Annotated in this window: 24 protein-coding genes and 2 tRNA genes; 6 read left to right on the forward strand and 20 right to left on the reverse strand. The window is 61.1% G+C overall.

From position 1 onward, the window contains the following. Positions 1–6: 6 nt before the first annotated feature. From rimP to rlmE, 9 genes are all read right to left on the reverse strand, one after another. A complete protein-coding gene (rimP, locus tag ACK59Z_RS13030; RefSeq protein ID WP_003249960.1) occupies positions 7–465 on the reverse strand; it encodes a ribosome maturation factor RimP in 459 nt (152 codons plus the stop codon). 129 nt (positions 466–594) lie between these two features. Continuing rightward, positions 595–671 (reverse strand) — tRNA-Met (locus tag ACK59Z_RS13035). A 100-nt stretch (positions 672–771) separates the two neighbouring features. Next, a tRNA-Leu gene (locus tag ACK59Z_RS13040) sits at positions 772–857 on the reverse strand. Between the two features lie 21 nt (positions 858–878). Further along, positions 879–1,277, reverse strand: coding sequence for a preprotein translocase subunit SecG (gene secG, locus ACK59Z_RS13045; RefSeq protein WP_003249958.1), 399 nt, complete (start codon positions 1,275–1,277; stop codon positions 879–881). Positions 1,278–1,281: 4 nt separating this feature from the next. After that, positions 1,282–2,037, reverse strand: coding sequence for a triose-phosphate isomerase (tpiA, locus tag ACK59Z_RS13050; RefSeq protein ID WP_003249956.1), 756 nt, complete (start codon positions 2,035–2,037; stop codon positions 1,282–1,284). Between the two features lie 65 nt (positions 2,038–2,102). Then, entirely contained in the window at positions 2,103–3,443 is a 1,341-nt protein-coding gene (gene glmM, locus ACK59Z_RS13055) for a phosphoglucosamine mutase (protein ID WP_003249955.1), read from the reverse strand. 16 nt (positions 3,444–3,459) lie between these two features. Then, positions 3,460–4,311, reverse strand: a complete 852-nt coding sequence (gene folP / locus ACK59Z_RS13060) for a dihydropteroate synthase (protein WP_003249952.1) — start codon at positions 4,309–4,311, stop codon at positions 3,460–3,462. 8 nt (positions 4,312–4,319) lie between these two features. Next, positions 4,320–6,224 carry an ATP-dependent zinc metalloprotease FtsH gene (gene ftsH / locus ACK59Z_RS13065; protein WP_003249950.1) on the reverse strand — a complete coding sequence of 635 codons (1,905 nt, stop codon included), beginning with the start codon at positions 6,222–6,224 and terminating at the stop codon, positions 4,320–4,322. 206 nt (positions 6,225–6,430) lie between these two features. Then, positions 6,431–7,054: a 23S rRNA (uridine(2552)-2'-O)-methyltransferase RlmE gene (rlmE, locus tag ACK59Z_RS13070; RefSeq protein WP_003249947.1), complete on the reverse strand. Its 624-nt coding sequence runs from the start codon at positions 7,052–7,054 to the stop codon at positions 6,431–6,433. A 102-nt stretch (positions 7,055–7,156) separates the two neighbouring features. On the opposite strand from rlmE, the gene yhbY reads away from it, so the two are divergent. Further along, a complete protein-coding gene (gene yhbY / locus ACK59Z_RS13075) occupies positions 7,157–7,465 on the forward strand; it encodes a ribosome assembly RNA-binding protein YhbY (RefSeq protein ID WP_003249945.1) in 309 nt (102 codons plus the stop codon). A gap of 12 nt (positions 7,466–7,477) precedes the next feature. Here the strand turns inward: yhbY and ACK59Z_RS13080 are convergent, their stop codons facing one another. The 8 genes from ACK59Z_RS13080 to grpE all read right to left on the reverse strand — a co-directional run bounded on the left by ACK59Z_RS13080 (position 7,478) and on the right by grpE (position 17,897). After that, positions 7,478–7,927 (reverse strand): hypothetical protein, encoded by a 450-nt coding sequence (locus ACK59Z_RS13080; RefSeq protein ID WP_012053750.1) that lies wholly within the window; start codon positions 7,925–7,927, stop codon positions 7,478–7,480. Beyond that, on the reverse strand, positions 7,905–8,381 hold the full coding sequence (gene greA, locus ACK59Z_RS13085; RefSeq protein WP_024717413.1) for a transcription elongation factor GreA: 477 nt from the start codon (positions 8,379–8,381) through the stop codon (positions 7,905–7,907). The genes ACK59Z_RS13080 and greA overlap by 23 nt, the downstream gene beginning before the upstream one ends. 2 nt (positions 8,382–8,383) lie before the next feature. Next, positions 8,384–11,605: a carbamoyl-phosphate synthase large subunit gene (gene carB / locus ACK59Z_RS13090; RefSeq protein ID WP_003249937.1), complete on the reverse strand. Its 3,222-nt coding sequence runs from the start codon at positions 11,603–11,605 to the stop codon at positions 8,384–8,386. A 105-nt stretch (positions 11,606–11,710) separates the two neighbouring features. Then, positions 11,711–12,847, reverse strand: coding sequence for a glutamine-hydrolyzing carbamoyl-phosphate synthase small subunit (gene carA, locus ACK59Z_RS13095; RefSeq protein ID WP_003249935.1), 1,137 nt, complete (start codon positions 12,845–12,847; stop codon positions 11,711–11,713). A 326-nt stretch (positions 12,848–13,173) separates the two neighbouring features. After that, a complete protein-coding gene (gene dapB / locus ACK59Z_RS13100; RefSeq protein WP_012053753.1) occupies positions 13,174–13,977 on the reverse strand; it encodes a 4-hydroxy-tetrahydrodipicolinate reductase in 804 nt (267 codons plus the stop codon). Positions 13,978–13,990: 13 nt separating this feature from the next. Continuing rightward, positions 13,991–15,115 (reverse strand): molecular chaperone DnaJ, encoded by a 1,125-nt coding sequence (dnaJ, locus tag ACK59Z_RS13105; RefSeq protein ID WP_003249931.1) that lies wholly within the window; start codon positions 15,113–15,115, stop codon positions 13,991–13,993. A 197-nt stretch (positions 15,116–15,312) separates the two neighbouring features. Further along, entirely contained in the window at positions 15,313–17,238 is a 1,926-nt protein-coding gene (dnaK, locus tag ACK59Z_RS13110) for a molecular chaperone DnaK (RefSeq protein ID WP_003249929.1), read from the reverse strand. Between the two features lie 101 nt (positions 17,239–17,339). After that, entirely contained in the window at positions 17,340–17,897 is a 558-nt protein-coding gene (gene grpE, locus ACK59Z_RS13115) for a nucleotide exchange factor GrpE (RefSeq protein WP_003249927.1), read from the reverse strand. 192 nt (positions 17,898–18,089) lie between these two features. On the opposite strand from grpE, the gene recN reads away from it, so the two are divergent. Next, positions 18,090–19,763 carry a DNA repair protein RecN gene (gene recN, locus ACK59Z_RS13120; protein ID WP_341783410.1) on the forward strand — a complete coding sequence of 558 codons (1,674 nt, stop codon included), beginning with the start codon at positions 18,090–18,092 and terminating at the stop codon, positions 19,761–19,763. Between the two features lie 189 nt (positions 19,764–19,952). Here the strand turns inward: recN and fur are convergent, their stop codons facing one another. Then, positions 19,953–20,357: a ferric iron uptake transcriptional regulator gene (gene fur, locus ACK59Z_RS13125; protein ID WP_003249922.1), complete on the reverse strand. Its 405-nt coding sequence runs from the start codon at positions 20,355–20,357 to the stop codon at positions 19,953–19,955. Positions 20,358–20,454: 97 nt separating this feature from the next. Between fur and ACK59Z_RS13130 the strand changes: the two genes are divergently transcribed. After that, positions 20,455–20,991 carry an outer membrane protein assembly factor BamE gene (locus ACK59Z_RS13130; RefSeq protein ID WP_003249918.1) on the forward strand — a complete coding sequence of 179 codons (537 nt, stop codon included), beginning with the start codon at positions 20,455–20,457 and terminating at the stop codon, positions 20,989–20,991. Between the two features lie 62 nt (positions 20,992–21,053). Here ACK59Z_RS13130 and ACK59Z_RS13135 read toward each other — a convergent pair whose 3' ends face one another. Next, complete coding sequence (locus ACK59Z_RS13135) at positions 21,054–21,488, reverse strand: type II toxin-antitoxin system RatA family toxin (RefSeq protein WP_003249916.1); 435 nt, start codon at positions 21,486–21,488, stop codon at positions 21,054–21,056. Positions 21,489–21,651: 163 nt separating this feature from the next. Between ACK59Z_RS13135 and smpB the strand changes: the two genes are divergently transcribed. Next, positions 21,652–22,134, forward strand: coding sequence for an SsrA-binding protein SmpB (gene smpB / locus ACK59Z_RS13140; protein ID WP_003249914.1), 483 nt, complete (start codon positions 21,652–21,654; stop codon positions 22,132–22,134). Positions 22,135–22,265: 131 nt separating this feature from the next. On the opposite strand, the gene ACK59Z_RS13145 is transcribed toward smpB, so the two are convergent. Further along, positions 22,266–23,033 (reverse strand): FCD domain-containing protein, encoded by a 768-nt coding sequence (locus ACK59Z_RS13145; RefSeq protein WP_256819584.1) that lies wholly within the window; start codon positions 23,031–23,033, stop codon positions 22,266–22,268. 256 nt (positions 23,034–23,289) lie between these two features. On the opposite strand from ACK59Z_RS13145, the gene ACK59Z_RS13150 reads away from it, so the two are divergent. After that, positions 23,290–24,960: a lactate permease LctP family transporter gene (locus ACK59Z_RS13150; RefSeq protein ID WP_409293150.1), complete on the forward strand. Its 1,671-nt coding sequence runs from the start codon at positions 23,290–23,292 to the stop codon at positions 24,958–24,960. Positions 24,961–25,022: 62 nt separating this feature from the next. Further along, the gene (gene lldD, locus ACK59Z_RS13155) at positions 25,023–26,168 is read left to right on the forward strand and encodes an FMN-dependent L-lactate dehydrogenase LldD (RefSeq protein WP_014754483.1); all 1,146 of its coding nucleotides are present in this window, start codon (positions 25,023–25,025) and stop codon (positions 26,166–26,168) included. Positions 26,169–26,219 lie beyond the last annotated feature (51 nt).

A 26,219-nucleotide genomic window follows, 5' to 3' on the forward strand; every position in this document is an offset into this window, starting at 1 on the left:
CACGTCTCAGTCAAAACTGGGAATAATATTGGCCTTGTCGATCGAGTCGATCGGTAACAGGAACTCCTGGTTGTCCACCTGGACCACCACATCCTGCTCCTCCACACCGCGGAGAAGGCCCTGGAAGTTACGACGACCCTCGAAGGGTGAGCGCAGCTTGATCTTCACTTGTTCGCCGGCATGCGAGGCAAACTGTTCCAGCGTGAACAGTGGGCGATCCATGCCTGGAGAAGACACCTCGAGGGTGTACTCACTGCTGATTGGATCTTCCACATCGAGGATTGCGCTGGCCTGACGGCTGACTGCTTCGCAGTCGTCCACCAGAATACCGCCTTCCTTGTCGATGTAGATGCGCAGTACCGAATGCTTACCCTGGGAAACGTATTCGATCCCCCAGCACTGATAGCCCAGACCCTCGACAACCGGGGCCAACAAGGCCTGCAACTGTTCTAGCTTGCTCGACACCTGAACCCCCTCGTGCATGCTGTGCAAATAAAAAATGGGCGAAGCGCCCATCCCTGAAAGCGCCGTAGGACAACGACGCCGAAACTGTTCGGTTAGCAAAAAGCCCCTGAAAAGGGGCTCCGCTGAAGCTGGTTGCGGGGGCTGGATTTGAACCAACGACCTTCGGGTTATGAGCCCGACGAGCTACCAAGCTGCTCCACCCCGCGACAAAGCTGGGGCAAAAGTATAAGACCGAACCCTGTTGAGGGTCAAATCCAAACATTCACCTACAAGAAAGCCCGCTAAAGCGGGCTCTCAAGCTTTAATTGGTACCGAGAAGGGGACTCGAACCCCTACACCCTATGGGCACAACCACCTCAAGGTTGCGTGTCTACCAATTCCACCACCTCGGCAATACTACTACTTGAAACCCGTTACTTCTGCTCTTGAGCCGGAGGAGGTACATCACCCGTATTACTGGTGGTTTCGCTCTTCTGCTGCTGGAGCACCGGTACATCATCATTAACTGCCGGTTTTTGCGGCTCTTTCACTTCTAGCACTGCTGGATCTGGAAGACCTGCTTGGCTAAGCTGGTGAGCTTGTTGCTTCGCGAAGTATCCTAACCCAAGTGCTGTCAAAAAGAAAGTGGCAGCGAGTATAGCAGTTAATTTACTTAGGAACGTTGCAGAGCCTTGGCTCCCGAACACGGTATTTGAAGCCCCCGCGCCGAAAGATGCACCTGCTTCAGCACCTTTACCCTGTTGCAACAGAACCAGCACTACAAGCGACAGCGCTGCCAACAGATGAAAAACAACGATGACTGTTTCCAGCATTTGTTCAGTTTCCTGCGGCGCGACAAATTGCACCGAATTCGTCTGCGTTCAGGGAAGCCCCACCAATGAGCCCCCCATCGATATCCGGCATGCCGAACAGTTCGGCCGCATTGGCCGCCTTCACGCTGCCGCCGTATAGCAACTGCACCTTCGCAGCCACTTCAGCATCTTCTGCCGCCAACTGGCCGCGGATGGCGGCGTGCACATCCTGGGCCTGCTGTGGCGTGGCCGTAAGGCCTGTACCGATGGCCCATACAGGCTCATAGGCAATTACTGCATCGGCAAAAGCCTTAACACCGAATGCTTCGATGATACTGCTTAGTTGACGCCCGACAACTTCGAGCGTTTTGCCAGCCTCGCGCTCCTCAAGGGTTTCCCCTATGCAAAGCACTGGCTTCAAGCCTTTGGCCTGGGCCGCTGCAAACTTGCGATTGAGCACTTCGTCGGTTTCACCAATAATCTGGCGACGCTCCGAGTGACCAATCAACACCAACTTGCAACCTGCTTCAACCAGCTGCTCCGGAGCAACTTCCCCGGTCAGCGCACCCTGTTCGGGTTGTACAGCAGAATTCTGTGCGCCGACAGTAATTTCTTTACCTGCCAGGCCATCAATCACCTGATTGATGAACAAGGCCGGTGGAAATACGGCGACTTCCACTCCGCTCGGCAAGGCGAGATTGCTCAAGCCTTTGGTCAGCTCAGCGACGCTAGCGCGGGTACCGTGCATTTTCCAGTTACCAGCTACCATAGGGCGACGCATGCTTTACCTCGTCGGTCAAAGTGGGCGCAGATCTTACCCAACCAGATCTGCGCTGGCAAGCGCCTTCAGACACAAACTTCGCTGACCAGTTTGGCCAGTGCTTCAGCATGGGCCCGCACCTGGCTTTCGTCTTCGCCCTCAACCATGACCCGCACCAGCGGCTCGGTACCGGACTTGCGCAACAGCACGCGACCACGCCCCGCCAGCGCATCGGTAACCTTTGCACTGGCTTCCTTGACGGCGGGGTGCTCCAGCGGGTCGACCTTGCTGGCGCCAAAGCGCACATTGATCAGCACCTGCGGGCACTTGCGCAGGGCCTGACGGGCCTGGGCCAGGGTTTCACCCCGGCGCTTGAGCGCCATCAGCACCTGCAGCGCGGCAATGATCGCATCGCCGGTTGTGGTGTGGTTGCAGCACACGACGTGACCGGAGTTTTCACCGCCGACCAGCCATTCACGCTCCAACAGCTCGGCCATGACGTAACGGTCGCCGACCTTGGCTCGCACAAACGGGATGTCCAGGTCCTTGAGCGCCAGCTCCAGGCCCAGGTTACTCATCAGCGTGCCGACCACCCCGCCTTGCAGCTTGCCATGCTCCTGCAGGTCGCGAGCAATGATGAACAGCAGCTCGTCACCGTCGACGATGGCGCCCGTGTGGTCGACCATCAGCACGCGATCGCCATCACCGTCAAAGGCAATGCCGAGATCGGCATGCCCGACCAGTACAGCGGCCTGCAGCGATTCGATGTGTGTCGAGCCGCAACCTTCGTTGATGTTCAGGCCGTCCGGTTGCGCATGCAGCACGGTCACGTCGGCACCCAGCTCACGGAATACGCTGGGCGCAACCTTGTAGGTCGCACCATGGGCGCAGTCGACCACCAGCTTGAGGCCTTCGAAGCTGGTGCTGCTCGGCACGCTGCTCTTGCAGAATTCGATGTAGCGGCCGGCGGCATCGTTGATACGCGAAACCTTGCCCAGCTTGCCCGACTCGACAACGGTCATCGGTTGATCGAGCAGCTCTTCGATCATCAGCTCGACCTCGTCCGGCAGCTTGGTGCCCTGGCCCGAGAAGAACTTGATGCCGTTGTCATCGTGCGGATTGTGCGAGGCACTGATGACGATGCCGGCTTCGGCGTGGAAGGTACGCGTGAGGTAAGCGATGGCCGGTGTCGGCATCGGCCCGAGCAGCATCACATCGGCACCTGCCGCGGACAGGCCGGCTTCGAGTGCGGACTCGAACATGTAGCCGGAGATACGCGTGTCCTTGCCCACCAGCACGCGGCAGTGCCCTTGCTTGCGGAAGGCCATGCCGGCCGCCCAGCCAAGCTTCAGCATGAAGTCAGGCGTGATCGGGTATTCGCCGACGCGGCCACGAATGCCGTCGGTACCAAAGTATTTTCTGCTCATAGGGACTCCAATGTTCTTATTCGGCGTTTTGCACCGCAGCGATCATGCGTACCACATCAACGGTTTCGGCCACGTCATGTACCCGAAGGATGCTCGCCCCTTTGGTCATGGCCAACGCCGCCAGCGCAAGGCTGCCGTACAAGCGCTCGCCGACCGGACGTTCCAGCGTCAGGCCGATCATGCTCTTTCGTGAAACGCCCACCAGCAGTGGACGCCCAAGGCGATAGAGCGCTTCCATGTGCTTGAACAGGCTCAGATTGTGCGCCAGTGTCTTGGCGAAACCGAAGCCCGGGTCAAGGATGATTCTGTCAGCGTCGATGCCCGCTGCGGCGCAGGCGGCCATCCGCTGTTCTAGATAACGGGTGACGTCGGCGGTCACGTCCTGGTAATGCGGATCGTCCTGCATGTTACCTGGCTCGCCACGCATGTGCATGAGGCACACCGGCAGACCGGTGTCCGCCGCAGCGTCCAAGGCACCATCGCGCTCCAGGGCCCGCACGTCGTTGATCAGCCCGGCACCCAGGCGGGCTGCTTCACGCATGACAGCAGGCGTGGAGGTATCGACCGAAATGACCACGTCGAGGCGACTGTTGATGGCCTCGACCATTGGCGCCACACGCTCCAGCTCCTCGGTCACCGAGACTGCACGCGCACCCGGGCGCGTGGACTCGCCACCGATGTCGATCAGCGTTGCGCCAGCGGCCACCATCGCTTCGGCATGGCGCAGGGCCTCGTCGCGCTGACTGAAGCGACCGCCATCGGAGAAGGAATCGGGGGTGATATTGAGAATACCCATGACATGGGTATGTGACAAATCAAGAACCCGGCTGCCGCAAGGCAACCGGGTGGGGTACTGCACTGAGCTCATAGATGCCCTTAGTGTTCAGCCGCTGGGCCGCCGATTGGCGATTCCGGACGCTCATCCTGGGCCGCAGGCGTGCCCGAGTGCTTGTCATCGTCCCAATCACGCGGCTCACGTGGTGTGCGCCCAGCCATGATGTCGTCAATCTGATCGGCATCAATGGTCTCGTACTTCATCAGCGCTTCGGTCATCGCCTCAAGCTTGTCGCGGTTGTCGATCAGCAACTGCTTGGCAGTGGCGTAGCACTGATCGATGATGCTGCGCACCTCGGAGTCGATCAATTTGGCAGTCTCGCCGGACACGCTGGCATGCTGGCTACCAGCACTACGGCCGAGGAACACCTCGCCCTCTTCCTCTGCATACATCAGCGGGCCAAGCTTCTCGGACAGGCCCCATTTGGTCACCATGTTACGAGCGATCTGGCTGGCCCGCATGATGTCGTTGGACGCGCCGGTGGTCACGCCATCGAAGCCCAAGGTCATCTCCTCGGCGATACGGCCGCCATACAGCGAGCAGATCTGGCTGATCAGCGCACGCTTGGAGAGGCTGTAGCGGTCTTCTTCCGGCAGGAACATGGTCACACCCAAGGCACGACCACGCGGGATGATCGAAACCTTGTAGACCGGGTCGTGCTCAGGCACCAGGCGACCGACAATGGCGTGGCCGGCCTCGTGATAGGCCGTGTTTCTCTTTTCCTTTTCGGACATGACCATGGTCTTGCGCTCGGCGCCCATCATGATCTTGTCCTTGGCCAGTTCGAACTCTTTCATTTCGACCAGGCGCTTGTTGGAACGCGCGGCAAACAGCGAAGCCTCGTTGACCAGGTTGGCCAGGTCGGCGCCGGAGAAGCCTGGGGTACCCCGCGCGATGACCGCCGGGTTGACGTTCTCGCCAATCGGCACCTTGCGCATGTGCACCTTGAGGATCTGCTCGCGACCACGAATGTCCGGCAGGCCAACCACCACCTGGCGGTCGAAGCGGCCGGGGCGCAGCAGCGCAGGGTCGAGCACATCCGGACGGTTGGTGGCAGCGATGACGATGATGCCATCGTTCATCTCGAAGCCATCCATCTCCACCAGCAACTGGTTGAGGGTTTGTTCACGCTCGTCATGACCGCCGCCCATGCCGGCGCCACGATGGCGACCAACGGCGTCGATTTCGTCGATGAAGATGATGCACGGGGCGTGCTTCTTGGCCTGCTCGAACATGTCGCGCACACGGCTGGCACCGACACCCACGAACATTTCCACGAAGTCCGAACCGGAAATGGTGAAGAACGGTACTTTCGCCTCGCCCGCAATGGCCTTGGCCAGCAGGGTCTTACCGGTACCGGGTGGGCCAACCATCAGCACACCGCGCGGGATACGGCCGCCCAGGCGCTGGAACTTGCCCGGATCGCGCAGGAACTCGACCAGCTCGCCAACCTCTTCCTTGGCCTCGTCGCAGCCCGCAACGTCAGCCAGCGTGGTCTTGACCTGGTCTTCGGACAGCAGGCGTGCCTTGCTCTTGCCGAAGCTCATCGGCCCGCCCTTGCCGCCCGCCCCCCCTTGCATCTGGCGCATGAAGAACATGAACACGGCAATGATCACCAGGATCGGGAAGCTCGCCACCAGCAACTGCGTCCAGATGCTCTGTTGCTCAGGCTGCTTGCCTTCGACGACCACGTGGTTGTCGACCAGATCGCCGATCAGGCCATTGTCGGTGATGGCCGGGCGCACAGTCTTGAAGTTGTCGCCATCGGTGCGCTTGCCAGTAATGATGTAGCCATCGACGGTCACACGCTCGACCTTGCCATCCTTGACCTGCTGGATGAAGTCGGAGTAGTTGAGGGTCTGCGGCTCGTTAGGGCTGGAGAAGTTGTTCATCACTGTCACCAGGACAGCTGCGATGATCAACCACAGGATCAGATTCTTTGCCATGTCGTTCAATTAGCTACCCTCTGAGGCCGGCGCACGACGCAGCCGTGCCTCGCATGATATTCATCGCCCTAACTTACTACATTACCTACGCAGCCGCAGGCACCGTCTGTAACCCTTTGTGAAAGCTAGACTACACGAAGTTCGGACGATCCTGACGCAGTGGCCGATTGGAATTAACTATCGACCACCCCGCTTCACACCTTTCATTACCCTTTGAAGCCCCTGCCCAACAGGTACTGCTCGCGGGAACGGTCCCGTGACGACGATGGCTTGCGCATTTGCACCTTGTCGAACTTGCTGCGCACATCCTTCAGGTACACGTCAAAACCTTCGCCCTGGAAAATCTTGATCAGGAAGTCGCCCCCGGGCTTGAGTACGCGGGTCGCCAGATCGAGGGCCAGCTCGCAGAGGAACATGGCACGCGGAATGTCCACCGCGGGCGTACCACTCATATTGGGGGCCATGTCGGAAATCACAAGGTCTACATGCGAATCGCCCACCGCTTCGAGAATGCGCTGCAGCACTTCGTCGTGGGTGAAGTCACCTTGAATGAAGGTCACGTCGGCGATCGAGTCCATTTCCAGAATGTCGGAAGCGATCAGGCGACCCTGGCCACCAATCAGACGACTGGTCACCTGAGACCAGCCACCAGGGGCCGCGCCGAGATCGATCACGCTCATGCCTGGGCGGATAAGGCGGTCCTTCTCCTGGATCTCCAGCAGTTTGTAGCTCGCACGCGAGCGATACCCATCCTTCTGCGCCTGCTTCACAAAAGGGTCGTTGAAATGCTCTCGCAGCCAGTTTGCGCTGCTTTTGGAACGTTGTACCACGGGGCACCTCGATGATATGCGTCGTGATTGACTGGGCGGAGCCGGTGGCCCTCGGGTAAAATGCCGGTCAATTTTACAGAATCAGACGGAAAGGGTCAGATTATGCCGCTCAATAACGAGCAGAAGAAGCAATACAAGTCCATTGGTCATGACCTGAAGCCGGTCCTGATCGTTGCTGGCAACGGTTTGAATGAAGGCGTGATCGCCGAACTGGAGCGCGCACTGGTCGACCATGAGCTGATCAAGGTCGAAATTCGCTCGGAAGACCGCGAGGAACGCGCCGAGACTATCGCCGAGCTGTGCAAGGCCGGCCGTGCCGAGCTGGTGCAGACCATCGGCAAGAAAGCCCTGATCTACCGCAAGAACCCACAGCCGAACAAACAGCTGTCCAACATCCACCGTTACAAGTAACGGTGGCTCCGATCAGTGGCGCGGTGAACGCGCCCTGACCGGTACCGGCTGGGCCACCAGCACGATGCCGGAAAAGCCCAGCACCAGGAAGCAGAACATCTGCCAGCGCTCGCCCACGGAAATACCGTAGCGCAAGGTGTAATACCCCACGCAGGCACCAAAGCCGAGCAACAGCATCTGGCCGCGGAACTGCCGCCACCAGGCCGCCAGGCCGTCCACCCTCGCCAGCACTGCCAGCTGAGTCAACAAGCCAAGCAACGCCACGCCGATCAACCAGCGGTCGATCTGCCCGGCGATATCCTGCACCAGCAGCGGGGCCAGGCCACTGACCTTGAGCGCAGGCACCAGCCCTACATGGAACACCCACAGGCCACCGACCCAGAAAACCTGGGCCAGTTGCCAGAGGATCCCCTCAAGGGACGGCGCCCGCAGGCGTCGGTCAGATGTGCTTGACTTCGACAATCTCGTACTCGACCGTGCCACTAGGCGTCTTGACGACGACAGTATCACCTTCTTCCTTGCCGATGATGGCACGGGCAATGGGTGCACCGCTCGACAGCTTGCCCTGCTTCACGTCAGCTTCATCCTCGCCAACGATCTGGTAGGTCACCTCTTCATCGGTTTCGGTGTTGGCCAGTACCACAGTGGTACCGAAAATCACCTTGCCGGTGTGAGGGATGGTGGTCACATCGATGACCACCGAATTTTGCAGACGGCCTTCGATATCACGGATACGCGCTTCGACCATGCCCTGCTCCTCACGGGCGGCATGGTATTCGGCGTTTTCCTTGAGGTCACCCAGCTCACGCGCTTCACCAATGGCCTGACTCAGGCGCGGGCGCTCGGTCTTGCTCAGGAACAGGTGCTCTTCTTCCAGGGCGCGAGCGCCCTGGACGGTCATCGGGTATTTGGTAATGCTCATGCTTTCAGTCCTGCATGCAGATCCTGCAAGCGACGAACGGTCTTTTCCGGACCGAATTTCAGCGCTTCGCAGATGGCTTCACCAGCCGCAATGGTAGTGGTGCAGTAAATCTTGTGCTGCAGCGCATTGCGACGAATCGAGTAGGAGTCGGCGATCGACTGGCGACCTTCGGTGGTATTGATGATCAGCGACACTTCGTCGTTCTTGATCATGTCGACCACGTGCGGGCGACCTTCGGTCACTTTGTTCACACGGCGCACTTTCAGACCAGCCGCCTCGATAACCTTGGCGGTGCCGGCAGTGGCAACCACTTCGAAGCCCAGGGCGATCAGGTCGCGGGCAACGCCAGCCACTTGCGGCTTGTCGTCGTCGCGCACGCTGATGAACGCGGTACCGCCAGTCGGCAGCACTTCGCTGGCACCCATCTGGGCTTTGGCGAAGGCTTCACCGAAGCTGTCACCGACACCCATGACTTCACCGGTCGATTTCATCTCAGGGCCGAGGATCGGGTCAACCCCTGGGAACTTGGCGAACGGGAAGACGGCTTCCTTCACGCTGTAGAAGTTCGGGATGATTTCCTGGGTGAAGCCCAGCTCTTTCAGGGTTTTACCCGCCATGACGCGGGCCGCGATCATCGCCAGGGACGTGCCAATGCACTTGGACACGAACGGTACGGTACGCGAGGCACGCGGGTTGACTTCGATCACGTAGATCTTGTCGCCCTGCAGGGCCAACTGCACGTTCATCAGGCCGACCACGCCCAGCTCCAGCGCCATTTTCTTGACCTGAACGCGGACTTCGTCCTGCACTTCCTTGCTCAGCGAGTAAGGTGGCAGCGAGCACGCCGAGTCGCCGGAGTGTACGCCGGCCTGCTCGATGTGCTGCATGATCGCGCCGATGACCACGTCGGTGCCGTCGCACACCGCATCCACGTCCATCTCGATGGCGCAGTTGAGGAAGTGGTCGAGCAGTACCGGGCTGTCGTTCGACACTTGTACCGCTTCACGCAGGTAGCGCTTGAGCTCGTCCAGCTCGTAGACGATCTCCATGGCACGGCCGCCCAGTACGTAGGACGGACGCACGACCAGCGGGTAGCCGATGCTGCCGGCAGCACGGATAGCCTCTTCTTCGCTGCGCACGGTGGCGTTTGGCGGCTGCAGCAGGTTCAGGCGCTGAACCATCTGCTGGAAGCGCTCACGGTCTTCGGCGCGGTCGATGGCGTCAGGGCTGGTACCGATGATCGGCACGCCAGCTTCTTCCAGAGCGCGGGCCAGCTTCAGCGGGGTCTGGCCGCCGTAGTGAACGATCACGCCCTTCGGCTTCTCGACGCGGCAGACTTCCAGCACGTCTTCCAGGGTCAGCGGCTCGAAGTACAGGCGGTCGGAAGTGTCGTAGTCGGTGGAGACGGTTTCCGGGTTGCAGTTGACCATGATGGTCTCGTAACCGTCGTCACGCAGCGCCAGGGCGGCGTGTACGCAGCAGTAGTCGAACTCGATACCTTGGCCGATACGGTTCGGGCCGCCACCCAGGATCATGATCTTGTCGCGGGTCGACGGGTTGGCCTCGCACTCTTCCTCGTAGGTGGAGTACAGGTAGGCGGTGTCGGTGGCGAACTCGGCGGCGCAGGTGTCGACGCGCTTGTACACCGGGAACACTTCCAGCTTGTGGCGGTGGCGACGCAGGTTCTTGTCGGTAATGCCCAGCAGGACTGCCAGACGCTGGTCCGAGAAGCCCTTGCGCTTGAGGCGCAGCATGTAGTCCTTGTCGATTGCCGACAGGGCCAGGGTCTTGACCTTCTCTTCTTCCTTGATCAGGTCTTCCATCTGCACCAGGAACCACATGTCGATGCCGGTCAGATTGAAGATTTCTTCGCAGGTCATGCCCGAACGCATGGCGTCAGCCACGTACCAGATACGCTCGGCACCCGGCACGGTCAGTTCGCGCTTGAGGATGCTGGCGGCTTCCGGGCTGGCCAGGTCGACTTTCGGGTCGAGGCCGCAGGCGCCGACTTCCAGGCCGCGCAGGGCTTTCTGCAGGGATTCCTGGAAAGTACGGCCGATGGCCATGACTTCACCCACGGATTTCATCTGGGTGGTCAGGCGGGCGTCGGCTTTCGGGAATTTCTCGAAGGCGAAGCGTGGCAGCTTGGTGACGACGTAGTCGATCGACGGCTCGAAGGACGCAGGGGTGCGACCGCCAGTGATGTCGTTCTGCAGCTCGTCGAGGGTGTAACCAATGGCCAGCTTGGCGGCGATCTTGGCGATCGGGAAGCCGGTGGCCTTGGAGGCCAGGGCGGACGAACGCGATACGCGCGGGTTCATCTCGATGACGACCATGCGGCCGGTGTTCGGGCAAATGCCGAACTGGACGTTGGAGCCGCCGGTTTCCACACCGATTTCACGCAGCACCGCCAGCGAGGCGTTGCGCATGATCTGGTATTCCTTGTCGGTCAGGGTCTGTGCCGGGGCAACAGTGATCGAGTCACCGGTGTGCACACCCATCGGGTCGAAGTTCTCGATCGAGCAGACGATGATGCAGTTGTCCTTCTTGTCGCGGACCACCTCCATCTCGTATTCCTTCCAGCCGATCAGCGATTCGTCGATCAGCAGCTCTTTGGTCGGCGACAGGTCCAGACCACGGGTGCAGATTTCTTCGAACTCTTCACGGTTGTAAGCGATACCGCCGCCGGTGCCGCCCATGGTGAACGACGGGCGAATGATGCATGGGAAGCCGAGCTTCTCGAGGACCGCATTGGCCTCTTCCATGCTGTGGGCGATACCGGAGCGCGGGCACTCCAGGCCGATGTCCTTCATGGCCTTGTCGAAGCGCGAACGGTCTTCGGCCTTGTCGATGGTGTCAGCGTTGGCACCGATCATCTCTACGCCGAACTTCTCCAGAACGCCGTGGCGCTCCAGGTCCAGGGCGCAGTTCAGGGCGGTCTGGCCACCCATGGTCGGCAGGACGGCGTCCGGGCGCTCTTTCTCGATGATCTTGGCCACCGATTGCCACTTGATCGGCTCGATGTAGGTGGCGTCGGCCATGGCCGGGTCGGTCATGATGGTGGCTGGGTTGGAGTTCACCAGGATGACGCGGAAACCTTCCTCGCGCAGGGCTTTACAGGCCTGGGCGCCGGAGTAGTCGAATTCGCAGGCCTGGCCGATCACGATCGGGCCAGCGCCGAGAATCAGGATGCTTTTGATGTCTGTACGTTTTGGCATGGTGGTCACTCAAATCCGGGGTCAGTCGGCAAGCCGCTTTGAACAATCTGGGTCAGGCGCTGCCGGGCGCGGCAGGTGCCGGCCCGGGACCTTGAAGCAGGATGCTCAGCGGCGCTTGGCCATGGCATCGGTGAAACGATCGAACAGAGGCGCGACATCGGTCGGGCCAGGGCTCGCTTCAGGGTGGCCCTGGAAGCTGAACGCGCTCTTGTCGGTACGCTCGATACCCTGCAGGGTGCCGTCGAACAGCGACTTGTGAATGGCGCGAACGTTACCCGGCAGGGTCGCCTCGTCAACGGCGAAGCCGTGGTTCTGGCTGGTGATCATGACCACACCGGTATCCAGGTCCTGGACCGGGTGGTTGGCACCGTGGTGGCCGTGGCCCATTTTCACGGTCTTGGCGCCGGAAGCCAGGGCCAGCAGCTGGTGGCCGAGGCAGATGCCGAATACCGGGATCTCGGTTTCGAGGATTTCCTTGATCGCCTGGATCGCGTAGTCGCACGGCTCAGGGTCACCCGGGCCGTTGGACAGGAACACGCCGTCCGGGTTGAGTGCCAGCACTTCGCTGGCCGGGGTCTGGGCTGGCACCACGGTCACGCGGCAGCCGCGGGCCACCAGCATGCGCAGGATGTTCAGCTTGACGCCATAGTCGAAGGCAACCACGTGGTACGGCAGGTCGGCAGCGTCGATGGTCGGGTGGCTGTCGGTTTTCAGCTCCCACACACTGGAGCGCCACTCGTAACGTTCCTTGGTGGAGACGACCTTGGCCAGGTCCATGCCCTTCAGGCCCGGGAAGCCGCGGGCAGCGGCGATGGCCGCTTCTTCGCTGATGTTGTCACCTGCCAGAATGCAGCCGTTCTGGGCGCCCTTTTCACGCAGGATACGGGTCAGGCGACGGGTGTCGATGCCGGCGATGGCAACGACGTTGTTGGCCTTGAGGTACTCAGGCAGCGACTGGGTGTTACGCCAGTTGCTGGCCAGCAGCGGCAGGTCACGGATGACCAGGCCAGCGGACCAGACGCGGTTCGACTCGGCGTCTTCCGGGGTAGTACCGGTGTTGCCGATGTGCGGGTAGGTCAGGGTAACGATTTGCTGCGCGTAGGAAGGGTCTGTAAGGATTTCCTGGTAGCCGGTCATAGCGGTGTTGAATACCACCTCACCAACGGTCTGACCGTCGGCACCGATGGCTTCACCGCGGAAAATACTGCCGTCGGCAAGGGCGAGTATGGCTGGCTTTGTCAAGAAGACCTCCCGTAAATCAAGCATGAAAGGGCGATCGCAGGTTGCAAAAAAGCGGAGTGACGTATGGACACGTCACCCCGCTTTCATGTGCTGAATTCAATTCGCTGCGCGCTTTTAGTGGACACACTAAAGCTGTAGCTTACAGAAAAGTGTGTTTTCGGTCTACCGGATATGTGTCTCTAAAACACATCGATGCGACAGGCTGACATCCACGCCAGCCTCTTCGCGGGCTCGCCCGCTCCCACAGGGATCGCACCAGCCCAAGAGCAACGCTGTACCTGTGGGAGCGGGCAAGCCCGCGAAGCAGCCAACACCCCACTCACGACTTAACGCAGTTCAAGCACATCCTGCATGTCGTACAGCCCAGGCTCGCGCCCATCCAGCCACAGCGCCGCACGTACGGCACCCTTGGCGAAGGTCATGCGGCTGGAGGCCTTGTGGGTGATTTCCAGGCGCTCGCCTTCAGCAGCGAACAACACGGTGTGATCGCCCACCACATCGCCGGCACGCACGGTAGCGAAACCGATGGTCTTGCGATCGCGCGCACCGGTCTGCCCTTCACGACCATACACGGCCACTTCCTGCAGATCACGGCCCAGCGCATTGGCAACCACTTCACCCATGCGCAGTGCAGTACCCGACGGCGCATCGACCTTGTGCCGGTGGTGCGCCTCGATGATTTCGATATCGACATCATCGCCCAGCACCCGCGCAGCCATATCCAGCAGCTTGAGGCTAAGGTTGACCCCCACGCTGAAGTTGGCGGCGAACACGATTGGAATGTCCTTGCCAGCCTCAGCCAACAACTGCTTCTCTTCGACTGTAAAACCGGTCGTGCCGATGATCATCGCCTTGCCGTGCTTGCGGCAGAACGCGAGGTTTTTCAGGGTCACCGAGGGGTGAGTGAAATCGATCAGCACATCGAACTCGTCGGCAACCTTGGCCAGGTCGTCGGACAACAGCACGCCAATTCGGCCAAGTGCCGCCAGCTCTCCGGCATCAGCCCCGACCAACGAGCTGTCAGGGCGATCGATCGCTGCGGTCAGCCCCGCGCCCGAGGTTTGTTGCACGGCCTCGATGAGGGTTTTGCCCATCCGCCCCGCCGCGCCCATCACTGCAATACGTCGCATAACCTGTTCCTTGTCAGAGATCGCCGAAGAAGCGCTTCACACCATCGAACCAGCCGCTGGCCTTGGGCGAGTGGGAACTGTCGCCTTCCAGCGAATCACGCAGCTCTTCGAGCAGCTCACGCTGACGGCGACTGAGATTGACCGGGGTTTCTACGGCCACACGGCACAGCAGGTCACCCGCACCACCACCACGCACCGGGGCAACACCCTTGCCACGCAGACGGAACTGCTTACCGGTCTGGGTGCCTTCCGGAATCTTCAGCTTCACGCGACCATCCAGGGTCGGCACTTCCAGCTCGCCGCCCAGGGCAGCATCGGTGTAGCTGATCGGCACTTCACAGTACAAATGCTTGCCATCACGCTGGAAAATCTCGTGCTCACGCACGCTGATCACCACGTACAGGTCGCCAGTCGGGCCACCATGAGTACCGGCCTCGCCCTCACCCGACAGACGGATGCGGTCGCCGGTATCGACACCTGCCGGCACCTTGACCGACAGCGTCTTGTATTCCTCGACACGCCCTTCACCATGGCACGAAGTGCACGGGTCGGTAATGATCTTGCCTTGGCCATGGCAGCGCGGGCAGGTTTGCTGCACCGAGAAGAAGCCTTGCTGCATGCGCACCTGGCCGATACCACCACAGGTCGGGCAGGTCGACGGGGTCGAGCCCTTCTTGGCACCGGAACCGTCGCAAGGCTGGCAGTTGACCAGGGTAGGCACGCGGATGCTGACCGTGGTGCCACGCACCGCTTCTTCCAGGTTCAGCTCCAGGGTGTAGCGCAGGTCGCTGCCGCGCTGGGCACCGCCTCGACCACCACCGCGGCCGCCGCCGAAGAAGTCGCTGAACACATCGCCGAAGATGTCGGAGAAATTGGCACCACCAAAGCCGGCACCACCGCCACCCATGCTTGGGTCGACACCCGCATGGCCATACTGGTCGAAGGCCGCACGCTTGCTCGCGTCTGACAGCACTTCGTAGGCCTCGTTGGCCTCCTTGAACTTGTCTTCCGATTCTTTATCGCCCGGGTTGCGGTCCGGGTGGTACTTCATCGCCAAACGGCGGTAAGCCTTCTTGAGGTCCGCTTCAGTGGCGCCGCGCTCGACACCCAGGACCTCATAATAATCACGCTTGGACATAGGTCATTTGCACCTTGTTGGGCGTGTGGCATCTGCGCCACGCCATCAGCACCCGCGTGCGACCCTCAAGAGCCGCTGACAGATGCTGTAAAAATTCTCGAATTCCAGATACGCCAACGCGGGAGCAAGCCCCCGCGCGGCGACATCCTACCAGCTCACCGGCAAACGACGGTGAACCGGCCGACAACATGCAGGGATTACTGCTTGTTGTTGTCTTTCACTTCTTCGAACTCGGCGTCAACCACGTCATCGTGCTTGGCTTCCGGCTCGGCCTGTTGCGCGCCACCCTGAGGCTGTTCAGCCGACTGCTCGGCGTACATCTTCTGGGCAACCGGGGCAGAGACCTTGGACAGCTCTTCAACCTTGGCGTCGATGGCAGCCTTGTCGTCGCCTTTGACAGCGGCTTCCAGGGCAACAACGGCGGCCTCGATGGCGGTTTTCTCTTCAGCGGTAACCTTGTCACCAGCGTCAGCGACCATCTTGCGGGTCGAGTGCACCAGCGCGTCACCCTGGTTACGGGCAGCCGCCAGCTCTTCGAACTTGCGGTCTTCCTCGGCGTTGGCCTCGGCGTCACGCACCATGCGCTCGATCTCTTCGTCCGACAGGCCGGAGTTGGCCTTGATCACGATCGACTGAGTCTTGCCGGTGGCCTTGTCTTTCGCACCTACGTGCAGGATGCCGTTGGCGTCGATGTCGAAGGTCACTTCGATTTGCGGCACGCCACGCGGTGCTGGCGGAATGTCAGCCAGGTCGAACTTGCCCAGCGACTTGTTCTGCGCAGCCTGCTTACGCTCACCTTGCAGCACGTGAATGGTCACGGCGCCCTGGTTGTCGTCGGCAGTCGAGAACACCTGCGACTTCTTGGTCGGGATGGTGGTGTTCTTCTCGATCAGCGCGGTCATCACGCCGCCCATGGTTTCGATACCCAGGGTCAGCGGGCTGACGTCCAGCAGCAGTACGTCTTTTACGTCACCGGCCAGTACCGCACCCTGGATGGCAGCACCCATGGCGACGGCTTCGTCCGGGTTCACGTCCTTGCGCGCTTCTTTACCGAAGAAGTCGGCCACTTCTTTCTGCACCAGCGGCATGCGGGTCTGACCGCCGACCAGGATCACGTCGTCGATCTTGCTGGCGTCGATGCCGGCGTCTTTCAGGGCGATGCGGCAAGGCTCGATGGTACGCTTGACCAGGTCTTCGACCAGCGACTCCAGCTTGGCGCGGGAGATCTTCACGTTCAGGTGCTTAGGACCGGTGGCATCTGCAGTGATGTACGGCAGGTTGACGTCGGTCGACTGAGCGGACGACAGCTCGATCTTGGCTTTTTCTGCGGCTTCTTTCAGGCGCTGCAGGGCCAGAGGATCGTTCTTCAGGTCCATGCCCGACTCTTTCTTGAACTCGTCGACAAGGTAGTCGATCAGGCGCATGTCGAAGTCTTCGCCACCCAGGAAGGTGTCGCCGTTGGTAGCCAGTACTTCGAACTGGTGCTCACCGTCGACTTCGGCGATTTCGATGACCGAAACGTCGAAGGTACCACCACCCAGGTCATAAACGATGACGGTGTGGTCGCCCTTGGCCTTGTCCATGCCATACGCCAGTGCAGCGGCAGTCGGCTCGTTGATGATGCGTTTTACGTCCAGGCCAGCGATGCGGCCGGCGTCTTTGGTCGCCTGACGCTGGCTGTCGTTGAAGTAGGCCGGAACGGTGATGACCGCTTCGGTGACTGGCTCGCCGAGGTAGTCTTCGGCGGTCTTCTTCATTTTCTTCAGGACTTCGGCGCTGATCTGCGGCGGAGCCATTTCCTTGCCAGCAGCCTCGACCCAGGCGTCACCGTTGTTCGCCTTGACGATCTTGTATGGCACCAGCTTGATGTCTTTCTGCACGACATCTTCTTCGAAGCGGCGGCCAATCAGGCGCTTCACTGCGAACAGGGTGTTGTGCGGGTTGGTGACAGCCTGGCGCTTGGCCGACTGGCCAACCAGGATTTCGCCATCGTTGGCGTAGGCCACGATCGAAGGGGTAGTACGCGCACCTTCGGCGTTTTCGATGACTTTGACGTTACCGTTTTCTAGAATGGAGACGCACGAGTTGGTGGTCCCCAGGTCGATACCGATGATTTTACCCATGTTAACTCTCCCGAAACTTGAATTTGGTAGCAGCGACTACTTTGGCCAACTGCGGTAATACTTGAAGGCTTGACACCTAGATGGGGATGCCCCGAAGGATTTCAAGCCTTTTCATTGATCGAGGGTTGCGCCGCGCTCGGCGCCTTGCTGACCACCACCATGGCGGGGCGCAGCAGGCGGCCATTCAGCAGGTAACCCTTCTGGAACACGTTCAGCACGCTGTTTGGCTCGACCTCGGCGTTTTCCTGCATGGCCATGGCCTGGTGATGCTCAGGGTTGAACGGCTGGCCGTGCGGGTCGACAGCTTCAAGGTTGTAGCGCTTGAGGGTGTCCTGGAACATCTTCAGGGTCAGTTCGACACCTTCGCGGATCTGCTTTACGTGCTCATCGTCGGCACTGGAGTGAGCCAGGGCCAGTTCCAGGCTGTCGATCACCGGCAGCAAGTCGCCGGAGAACTTCTCCAGGGCGAACTTGTGGGCTTTCTCCACATCCTGCTCGGCACGACGGCGTACGTTCTGCAGGTCGGCAACGGCGCGCAGCGCCTGGTCCTTGGCTGCGGCCAGCTGTTCCTCGAGCTCCAGAACACGGGTATCAGCTGCATTGCCTGCACCGGTTTCTTCCACGTTAAGGTCTTTCTCGTTCAGCTGTTCATCAGCCATGGGGTCTCTCCTGCGCAATTTTGTGGACTGCGAGCCAGGCTCGCCTTGGATGTCGGCTATATGGGGCCGGAAAAACCAGGTTCAAGGGGCAAGGTGGTTTTCAAGGCTGCAACAGAATCTGCGAAGGGGCATTGGCAGGCCTGAAAAAAGTACTGTATAAATAACCAGACCTGATTTCCGGGAGCCGCCCCCATGCTGGTGCACCTGTCCATTCACAACTACGCCATCGTCGAGCACCTCGACCTCGAAATCGCCCGTGGCATGTCCGTCATCACCGGCGAGACCGGTGCCGGCAAATCGATCATGCTCGACGCCCTCGGCCTTGCCCTGGGCGACCGTGCCGACAGCGGCGTGGTGCGCCCCGGCACCGACAAGGCGGACATCCTGGCCACCTTCGACCTGGTGGACATTCCCGAAGCCCACACCTGGCTGGCCGAGCGCGACCTGGACAACGAAGGCCTGTGCATCCTGCGCCGGGTGATTACCGCCGAAGGCCGCAGCCGCGGCTACATCAACGGCACGCCCTGCCCGCTCGGCGACCTCAAGGCGCTGGGCGAACTGCTGATCGATATCCACAGCCAGCACGAGCACCAGTCCCTGCTCAAGACCGACACCCACCGCCGCCTGCTTGACGAGTATGCCGGCGCCGTCGACCTGGCCCGCCAGGTACAGCTTGCAGCCAAGCGCTGGAACCAGACCCGCCTGGAGCTGGAGCGCCTGTCCAACTCGGGCGACGAGCAGCGCGCCCGCCACCAGTTGCTCAGTTACCAGTTGGAAGAACTGGACAACCTCGGCCTGGGCGAGCACGAACTGGAGCAGCTGGAGCAGGAACACAAGAACCTGACCAGCGCCGAAGCCCTGTTCGGCATCTGCCGCCAGGTCATCGACCAGTGCAGCGAGAGTGATTCGGGCAATGTGCTCAGCGCCCTCACCTCCAGCCTCAACCGCCTGGGTGCCGCCACCAACTCGCCCAAGGCACTGAACGAAGCAGCCAACCTGATCGCCAGCGCGCAGATTCAGGTCGAGGAAGCCGTGGGCGAACTCAACCGCTTCCTCGACAATTTCGACGCCGACCCGATGCGCCTGCAAGCCCTGGAAGAGCGCCTGGACACCATCTACACCCTGGCGCGCAAACACCGGGTGCACCCCACCGAGCTGCCCCACCTGCAACAGCAACTGATGGAGGAGCTGGAAGGCCTTAACGCCAGTGACGAGTCGATCGAGCGGCTGGGCGAAGAGCTTGCCGCCTACGCCCAGCACTATAAAGAGAAGGCGCGTGAACTCAGCGGCCTGCGCCAGCAAGCGGCGCAGCAGCTGGCGGGCGCGGTGGAGCAGGAAATCCAGCGCCTGGGCATGCCTGGCGGGCGCTTCTGCATCGAACTGACAGCGAACGAAAGCGCCGAACTGTCACCCCATGGCCTGGAGCAGATCGAACTGCTGGTCAGCGCCAACCCTGGCCAGCCGCTCAAGGGCCTGGCGAAGGTGGCGTCGGGCGGTGAACTGTCACGTATCAGCCTGGCGATCCAGGTCATTACCGCGCAGACCTCGCGCATTCCTACCCTGGTGTTCGACGAAGTCGACGTGGGTATTGGCGGGCCAACGGCAGAAATCGTCGGCCAACTGCTGCGGCGCCTGGGCGAGCGCGGCCAGGTACTGACTGTGACCCACCTGCCGCAGGTGGCGGCGCAGGGGCATCACCATTTGTTCGTGCACAAGGTGCGCAACAGCGACACCACCCACACCGCCGTGGCCAGCCTTGGCAAGCGTGAGCGCGTGGAAGAAGTGGCGCGGATGCTCGGCGGGATCGACCTGACCAAGGAGTCCCTGGCCCATGCACGCAAGATGGTAGTGAGCGGCAAGGCCTGAGCCTTGCTTTTCCAGGACGATTCGCGGGCACGCCCGCTCCCACAGGGTGATCACAGGATCTGAAACCTGAGGTGTACCTGTGGGAGCGGGCGCGCCCGCGAAGAGGCCGGCACGGACAACACATCTTTCAGCCCCAGAAAGCACAAAGGCGACCCGAAGGTCGCCTTTGCTATCCATAACGAAAAATCGTTACTTCTTCTTACGCACGTACAGGACCAGATTGTGGTCCACCAGCTCGAAGCCATGCTCGGCCACGATTTCGCGCTGGCGCTTCTCGATTTCGGCGTCCATGAATTCGATGACTTCACTGGTATCCACGTTCACCATGTGGTCGTGGTGACCGCCATCAGCCAGCTCGAACACTGCATGACCGCCGTCGAAGTTGTGGCGAACCACCAGACCCGCCGCCTCGAACTGGGTCAGCACGCGATAGACGGTGGCCAGGCCTACATCCTCGCCAGCCTCCATCAGCGCCTTGTAGACATCCTCTGCACTCATGTGACGCTGCTCGGTAGAGTCGAGCATCTGAAGGATCTTGACTCGAGGCAGGGTCACCTTGAGGCCGGCTTTGCGCAATTCGCTATTTTCAACCATGGTCAGCTTTCTCGCCGATGCTGCTTCGCAGCTTCTCTTAATACGGGTATGATCGGGGTTTACGTTGTCCAGCCAAGATAGTGGAAGTCGCCCACCGATGCAAAACACCAAGCTCTTGCTAACCAGCCTCACCCTAGTGGGACTGCTCGCACTCGCCGGTTGCTCGTTTCCCGGGGTTTACAAAATCGACATCCAGCAGGGCAATGTCGTCACGCAAGACATGATAGACCAATTACGCCCGGGAATGACCCGCCGGCAAGTAAGGTTTATCATGGGCAACCCGCTGATTCAGGACACTTTCAACACCAATCGTTGGGATTACCTGTACAGCCTGCAGCCTGGTGGCGGTAAGCGCCAGCAAGAACGCATGAGTGTATTTTTCAACGAAAGCGATCAACTGGTCAGCCTGTCTGGCGACTTCATGCCAGGCGTCAGCCGCGATCAGGAAATCCTCGGTGGCAGCAGCGACACCACCGTCAGCCCGGCCACCGAGCCAGGCCAGGCCGAACAGCCGGCAGCGCAACCTGTAGAAAAACCGGCCAAGCCTGGTTCGACCGAAGAGTCCATCCAGCGCGAGATCGACACCATCGAGACCACCCCGGTCCCGACCCCGGCACCGCTGGAAACTCGCTAAGCGGGAACAGCAGATGCAAAAAGCCCGGACTTGGTCCGGGCTTTTTGTTTGCGCCTTATACGTCAGGCATTCAATTGCTTGGCACGCTGGCAGAACGCATCGACCAGCGTATTCGCCGCCTGATTGAATAGCGGGCCCAACGTGGCGCGCACAATCGGCCCGGCGTAATCGAAGGACAGGTCCAGGCTGATCTTGCAGGCTTTTTCACCCAGCGGCTTGAACACCCAAACACCATGCAACTGGGTGAATGGCCCTTCTTCGAGGTTCATCTCGATGGACTGCCCCGGCACCAGCACGTTACGCGTCACGAAGTGCTGGCTCATGCCCCCCTTGGCCACTTCGAGCTTGGCACGCATGTGTGTGTCGCTGGTTTCGATCACCGTCGAGGCCGAGCACCACGGCAAAAACTCAGGGTAGCTGGCCACATCGTTGACCAGATCGTAAAGCGCCTGGGCGGGGTATGGCAGCAGGGCGGAGCGTTGAATATGGGTAGTCATCCAGGCGTCACTTCCAAGGCTGGGTGGCGGCGCTTCGCAGCGTGCCGAAAACAGGTTCTGTGCGTATGACAGGGTTTGTATTGTCCGGTATTCATTCCAGTGGCTCAAGCACACCGAAATCCCATAGCGGACGACGCGCGGACTTGCCTATAATGCCGCCCCTATGGCTAAGCAAAAAAAACATCCGACCGGGACCATCGCGCAAAACAAGAAAGCGCGACACGATTACTTCATCGAACACAAGTTCGAGGCCGGGCTGGTCCTGTCCGGCTGGGAAGTAAAAAGCCTGCGAGCCGGCAAGGCGCACCTGACTGACAGCTACGTGCTGCTCAAGGACGGTGAGGCCTGGCTGTTCGGCAGCCACATCACCCCGCTGACCACGGCCAGCACCCACGTCATCGCCGACCCTACACGCACCCGCAAGCTGCTGCTGAACAAGCGCGAGCTCGAGCGCGTGGAAGCGGCTGTGGCGCAAAAAGGCTACACCTGTGTGGCTTTGGCGCTGTACTGGAGCAAGCACCTGATCAAGTGCGAAATCGCACTGGGCAAGGGCAAGAAGGAATTCGACAAGCGCGACACCATGCGCGAACGCGATTCCAACCGCGAGCTGCAGCGGGCTGTGCGGAACAAGGGCAAGGAAGAGTAACTACTCTTCAACCTGTTCCGGCCTCTTCGCGGGCACGCACGCCCCACAGGAATGGCACCAGATTCAAGCCCGGCGCCTATCCTGTGGGAGCGGGCTTGCCCGCGAAGAGGCCGGTACTGCCTTTAAAAGTCTCAGCGCCCGCTGCGCCGCTCCGCCCGTGCCACCCGCTGCGCTTCTTCGTGCGCCTCATGCAGCACCTCCTGCACATACAAAATGTGCCGGCTGGACACCTCTCGCGCATCTTCCGCCCTGCCCTCGACAATCGCCAGGTACAGTTCCCGGTGCTGGCTGATCAGCATGTCCCGGGTTTCGGTGCGCTGCTGGTACATGCCGCCGATGTTGGTCACCACGTTACGCTTGAGCAGGTCGAACAGCCCCCGGATGGTGTGCAGCAACACCGCGTTATGGCTGGCCTCGGCGATCGCCAGGTGGAAGCGCGCATCAGCCGCGCCCTCTTCCGCACGGGTCACCTCATCGAACCTGGCATAGCAGTCCTGCAGCGTATCGAAGGCCGCCTTCAACCGTGCCCGGTCCGGCTCGGTGGCACGCTGGGCAGCGTAATAGGCGCAGGACGCCTCCAGGGTATGGCGGAACTCGAGCAGGTCACGCTGCGCTTCGGCACTGTGCTCGAGCAACTGCAGCAACGGGTCGCTGAAGGTGGACCCCAACGACTCCGCCACAAAATTGCCCCCGCCCTGACGGCTGACCAGCAGCCCCTTGGCCACCAGCTTCTGGATCGCCTCACGCAGTGACGGGCGGGACACACCAAACTGCTCGGCCAGGACGCGCTCGGCCGGCAGCCGCTGCCCCGAGGTCAGCGTGCCTTCCAGAATCATCCCTTCCAGCCGATCGACAATGTCGTCGGACAGGCGCCGTTGGCGTACCTGATCAAAAACCATCACATGCTCTCCACAAACCCCCGGCAAATTTCAGGGGGTGCCTATTCTCGCCGATCCAGGCCACGCAAACACCCATCAAGCCGCGATTTTCCGAGCACATCAGACGCCCGCTCATCGGCACGCGACCAAAGTTTTGCACGGGACAAATTGACACACCCACGGCAGCGCTTTTAACCTAGCGTCCAGCCATTGTAAATTGGTCTTACCAATTATCCAATGCCAGTGCCTGACCAACAACAATTAGGGGCCACCCCATATGCAAACCTGGCAACAACTCTATAGCCCGCTTGGTAGTCTTGGCCTGTCCGCACTGGCGGCGGTCATCCCTATCGTGTTCTTCTTCCTGGCCCTCGCCGTGTTCCGCCTCAAGGGCCACGTAGCGGGCAGCATCACCCTCGCGCTGTCGATCCTGGTGGCGATCTTCGCCTTCCAGATGCCTGTCGACATGGCCCTCGCCGCCGCAGGTTACGGCTTCCTCTATGGCCTCTGGCCAATTGCCTGGATCATCGTTGCCGCGGTGTTCCTGTACAAACTCACGGTCAAGAGCGGCCAGTTCGAAGTGATCCGCAGCTCGGTGCTGTCGATTACCGACGACCAGCGCCTGCAAGTGCTGCTGATCGGCTTCTGCTTCGGCGCCTTCCTCGAAGGTGCGGCAGGCTTTGGCGCACCGGTGGCCATCACTGCCGCCCTGCTGGTGGGCCTGGGCTTCAACCCGCTGTACGCTGCCGGCCTGTGCCTGATCGCCAACACCGCGCCAGTGGCCTTCGGCGCCTTGGGCATCCCGATCATCGTGGCCGGCCAGGTCACCGGTATCGACGCCTTCCACATCGGCGCCATGACCGGCCGCCAGCTGCCGCTGCTGTCGCTGTTCGTGCCGTTCTGGCTGGTGTTCATGATGGACGGCCTGCGTGGCGTGAAGGAAACCTGGCCTGCCGCCCTGGTCGCTGGCCTGAGCTTTGCCGTCACCCAGTACTTCACCTCGAACTTCATCGGCCCGGAACTGCCAGACATCACCTCGGCACTGGCCAGCCTGATCTGCCTTACCCTGTTCCTGAAAGTCTGGCAGCCCAAGCGTGCGTTCAGCGAGGCCAAAGGCAGTGTCGGCGCAGCCGTTGTGCAGCCAAGCGGCAGCCAGCCTAGCCCGTACAGCTTTGGCGAGATCTTCAAGGCCTGGTCGCCGTTCCTGATCCTCACCGTGCTGGTCACCATCTGGACCCTGAAGCCGTTCAAGGCGGCTTTCGCTCCGGGCGGCGCGATGTACGACTTCGTGTTCAACTTCGCCATCCCGCACCTCGACCAGCTGGTGATCAAGACCGCACCGATCGTTGCCGCGCCGACCGCCATGCCAGCGGTGTTCAAGCTGGACCCGATCTCCGCCACCGGCACCGCGATCTTCCTCTCGGCGCTGATCTCGATGGCGGTGCTGAAGATCAACTTCAAAACTGGTCTTACCACTTTCAAAGAAACCTTCTGGGAACTGCGCTGGCCAATTCTGTCGATCGGCATGGTGTTGGCTTTTGCCTTCGTCACCAACTACTCGGGCATGTCCTCGACCATGGCCCTGGTGCTGGCCGGTACCGGCGCCGCGTTCCCGTTCTTCTCGCCGTTCCTCGGCTGGCTGGGCGTGTTCCTGACCGGCTCGGACACCTCGTCCAACGCCCTGTTCAGCTCGCTGCAGGCCACCACCGCGCACCAGATCGGGGTCAACGACACCCTGCTGGTGGCAGCCAACACCAGCGGCGGCGTAACCGGCAAGATGATCTCGCCGCAATCGATCGCCGTGGCCTGCGCCGCTACCGGCCTGGTCGGCAAGGAATCCGACCTGTTCCGCTTCACCGTCAAGCACAGCCTGTTCTTCGCCACCATCGTTGGCCTGATCACCCTGATCCAGGCTTACTGGCTGACCGGCATGCTGGTTCATCACTAAAGTGAAAGGGGCCGGGCGCCGTCGCGCGCCCGGCACTCCCACAAGCAACGCTGCGAGAATCCATGATCATTTCTGCCTCTACCGACTATCGCGCCGCGGCCCAACGCAAGCTGCCCCCCTTCCTGTTCCACTACGCTGACGGCGGCGCCTACGCCGAGCACACCCTGCGCCACAACGTCTCGGACCTGGCCAGTATCGCCCTGCGCCAGCGCGTGCTGAACAACATGTCCGAGCTCAGCCTGGAAACCAAGCTGTTCGACGAAACCCTGAGCATGCCGGTGGCCCTGGCCCCGGTCGGCCTCACCGGCATGTACGCCCGCCGTGGCGAAGTGCAGGCCGCACGCGCGGCAGCCGCCCACGGCATTCCGTTCACGATGTCGACCGTGTCGGTGTGCCCGATCGAAGAAGTGGCGCCCGCCATCAACCGGCCAATGTGGTTCCAGCTGTATGTGCTCAAGGACCGCGGCTTCATGCGTAATGCCCTGGAGCGGGCCAAGGCCGCTGGCGTGAAGACCCTGGTGTTCACCGTGGACATGCCCGTACCCGGTGCCCGCTACCGCGACGCCCACTCTGGCATGAGCGGCAAGAACGGCCCGCTGCGCCGCGTGCTGCAAGCCATGACCCACCCCGAGTGGGCATGGGACGTGGGCGTGATGGGCCGCCCGCATGACCTGGGCAACATCTCCAAATACCGTGGCAACCCCACCGGCCTTGCCGACTACATCGGCTGGCTGGGCAACAACTTCGACCCGTCCATTTCCTGGAAAGACCTGGAGTGGATCCGCGAGTTCTGGGACGGCCCGATGATCATCAAAGGCATTCTCGATGCCGATGACGCCCGCGATGCGGTCAAGTTCGGTGCCGACGGTATCGTGGTGTCCAACCACGGCGGCCGCCAGCTCGATGGCGTGCTGTCCAGCGCCCGTGCCCTGCCGGCCATTGCCGACGCGGTCAAAGGCGACCTGAAGATTCTGGCCGACTCGGGCATTCGCAGTGGCCTGGACGTGGTGCGCATGATCGCCCTGGGTGCCGACACCGTCCTGATCGGCCGCGCCTTCCTCTATGCCCTTGCCGTGCATGGCCAGGCCGGCGTGAAAAACCTGCTTGAGCTGTTCGAAAAGGAAATGCGCGTGGCCATGGTGCTGACCGGTGCCAAGTCGATCAGCGAGATCACCCGCGACTCGCTGGTACGCGAACTGGGCGCCTGAACGCCTGCAAGAACCACCGCCTGAATGACCCGGGGCATGTAGCGCACAGAC

It is taken from the genome of Pseudomonas sp. KCJK9058 (assembly GCF_046230975.1).
Lineage (GTDB): Bacteria > Pseudomonadota > Gammaproteobacteria > Pseudomonadales > Pseudomonadaceae > Aquipseudomonas > Aquipseudomonas alloputida.

Coding starts and splice junctions, on each gene's coding strand:
- secG (WP_003249958.1), bottom strand. CDS start 1,277: ATGCTGGAAACAGTCATCGTTGTTTTTCATCTGTTGGCAGCGCTGTCG.
- tpiA (WP_003249956.1), bottom strand. CDS start 2,037: ATGCGTCGCCCTATGGTAGCTGGTAACTGGAAAATGCACGGTACCCGC.
- glmM (WP_003249955.1), bottom strand. CDS start 3,443: ATGAGCAGAAAATACTTTGGTACCGACGGCATTCGTGGCCGCGTCGGC.
- folP (WP_003249952.1), bottom strand. CDS start 4,311: ATGAGCTCAGTGCAGTACCCCACCCGGTTGCCTTGCGGCAGCCGGGTT.
- ftsH (WP_003249950.1), bottom strand. CDS start 6,224: ATGGCAAAGAATCTGATCCTGTGGTTGATCATCGCAGCTGTCCTGGTG.
- yhbY (WP_003249945.1), top strand. CDS start 7,157: ATGCCGCTCAATAACGAGCAGAAGAAGCAATACAAGTCCATTGGTCAT.
- carB (WP_003249937.1), bottom strand. CDS start 11,605: ATGCCAAAACGTACAGACATCAAAAGCATCCTGATTCTCGGCGCTGGC.
- dapB (WP_012053753.1), bottom strand. CDS start 13,977: ATGCGACGTATTGCAGTGATGGGCGCGGCGGGGCGGATGGGCAAAACC.
- dnaJ (WP_003249931.1), bottom strand. CDS start 15,115: ATGTCCAAGCGTGATTATTATGAGGTCCTGGGTGTCGAGCGCGGCGCC.
- dnaK (WP_003249929.1), bottom strand. CDS start 17,238: ATGGGTAAAATCATCGGTATCGACCTGGGGACCACCAACTCGTGCGTC.
- grpE (WP_003249927.1), bottom strand. CDS start 17,897: ATGGCTGATGAACAGCTGAACGAGAAAGACCTTAACGTGGAAGAAACC.
- recN (WP_341783410.1), top strand. CDS start 18,090: ATGCTGGTGCACCTGTCCATTCACAACTACGCCATCGTCGAGCACCTC.
- fur (WP_003249922.1), bottom strand. CDS start 20,357: ATGGTTGAAAATAGCGAATTGCGCAAAGCCGGCCTCAAGGTGACCCTG.
- ACK59Z_RS13130 (WP_003249918.1), top strand. CDS start 20,455: ATGCAAAACACCAAGCTCTTGCTAACCAGCCTCACCCTAGTGGGACTG.
- ACK59Z_RS13135 (WP_003249916.1), bottom strand. CDS start 21,488: ATGACTACCCATATTCAACGCTCCGCCCTGCTGCCATACCCCGCCCAG.
- smpB (WP_003249914.1), top strand. CDS start 21,652: ATGGCTAAGCAAAAAAAACATCCGACCGGGACCATCGCGCAAAACAAG.
- ACK59Z_RS13145 (WP_256819584.1), bottom strand. CDS start 23,033: ATGGTTTTTGATCAGGTACGCCAACGGCGCCTGTCCGACGACATTGTC.
- ACK59Z_RS13150 (WP_409293150.1), top strand. CDS start 23,290: ATGCAAACCTGGCAACAACTCTATAGCCCGCTTGGTAGTCTTGGCCTG.
- lldD (WP_014754483.1), top strand. CDS start 25,023: ATGATCATTTCTGCCTCTACCGACTATCGCGCCGCGGCCCAACGCAAG.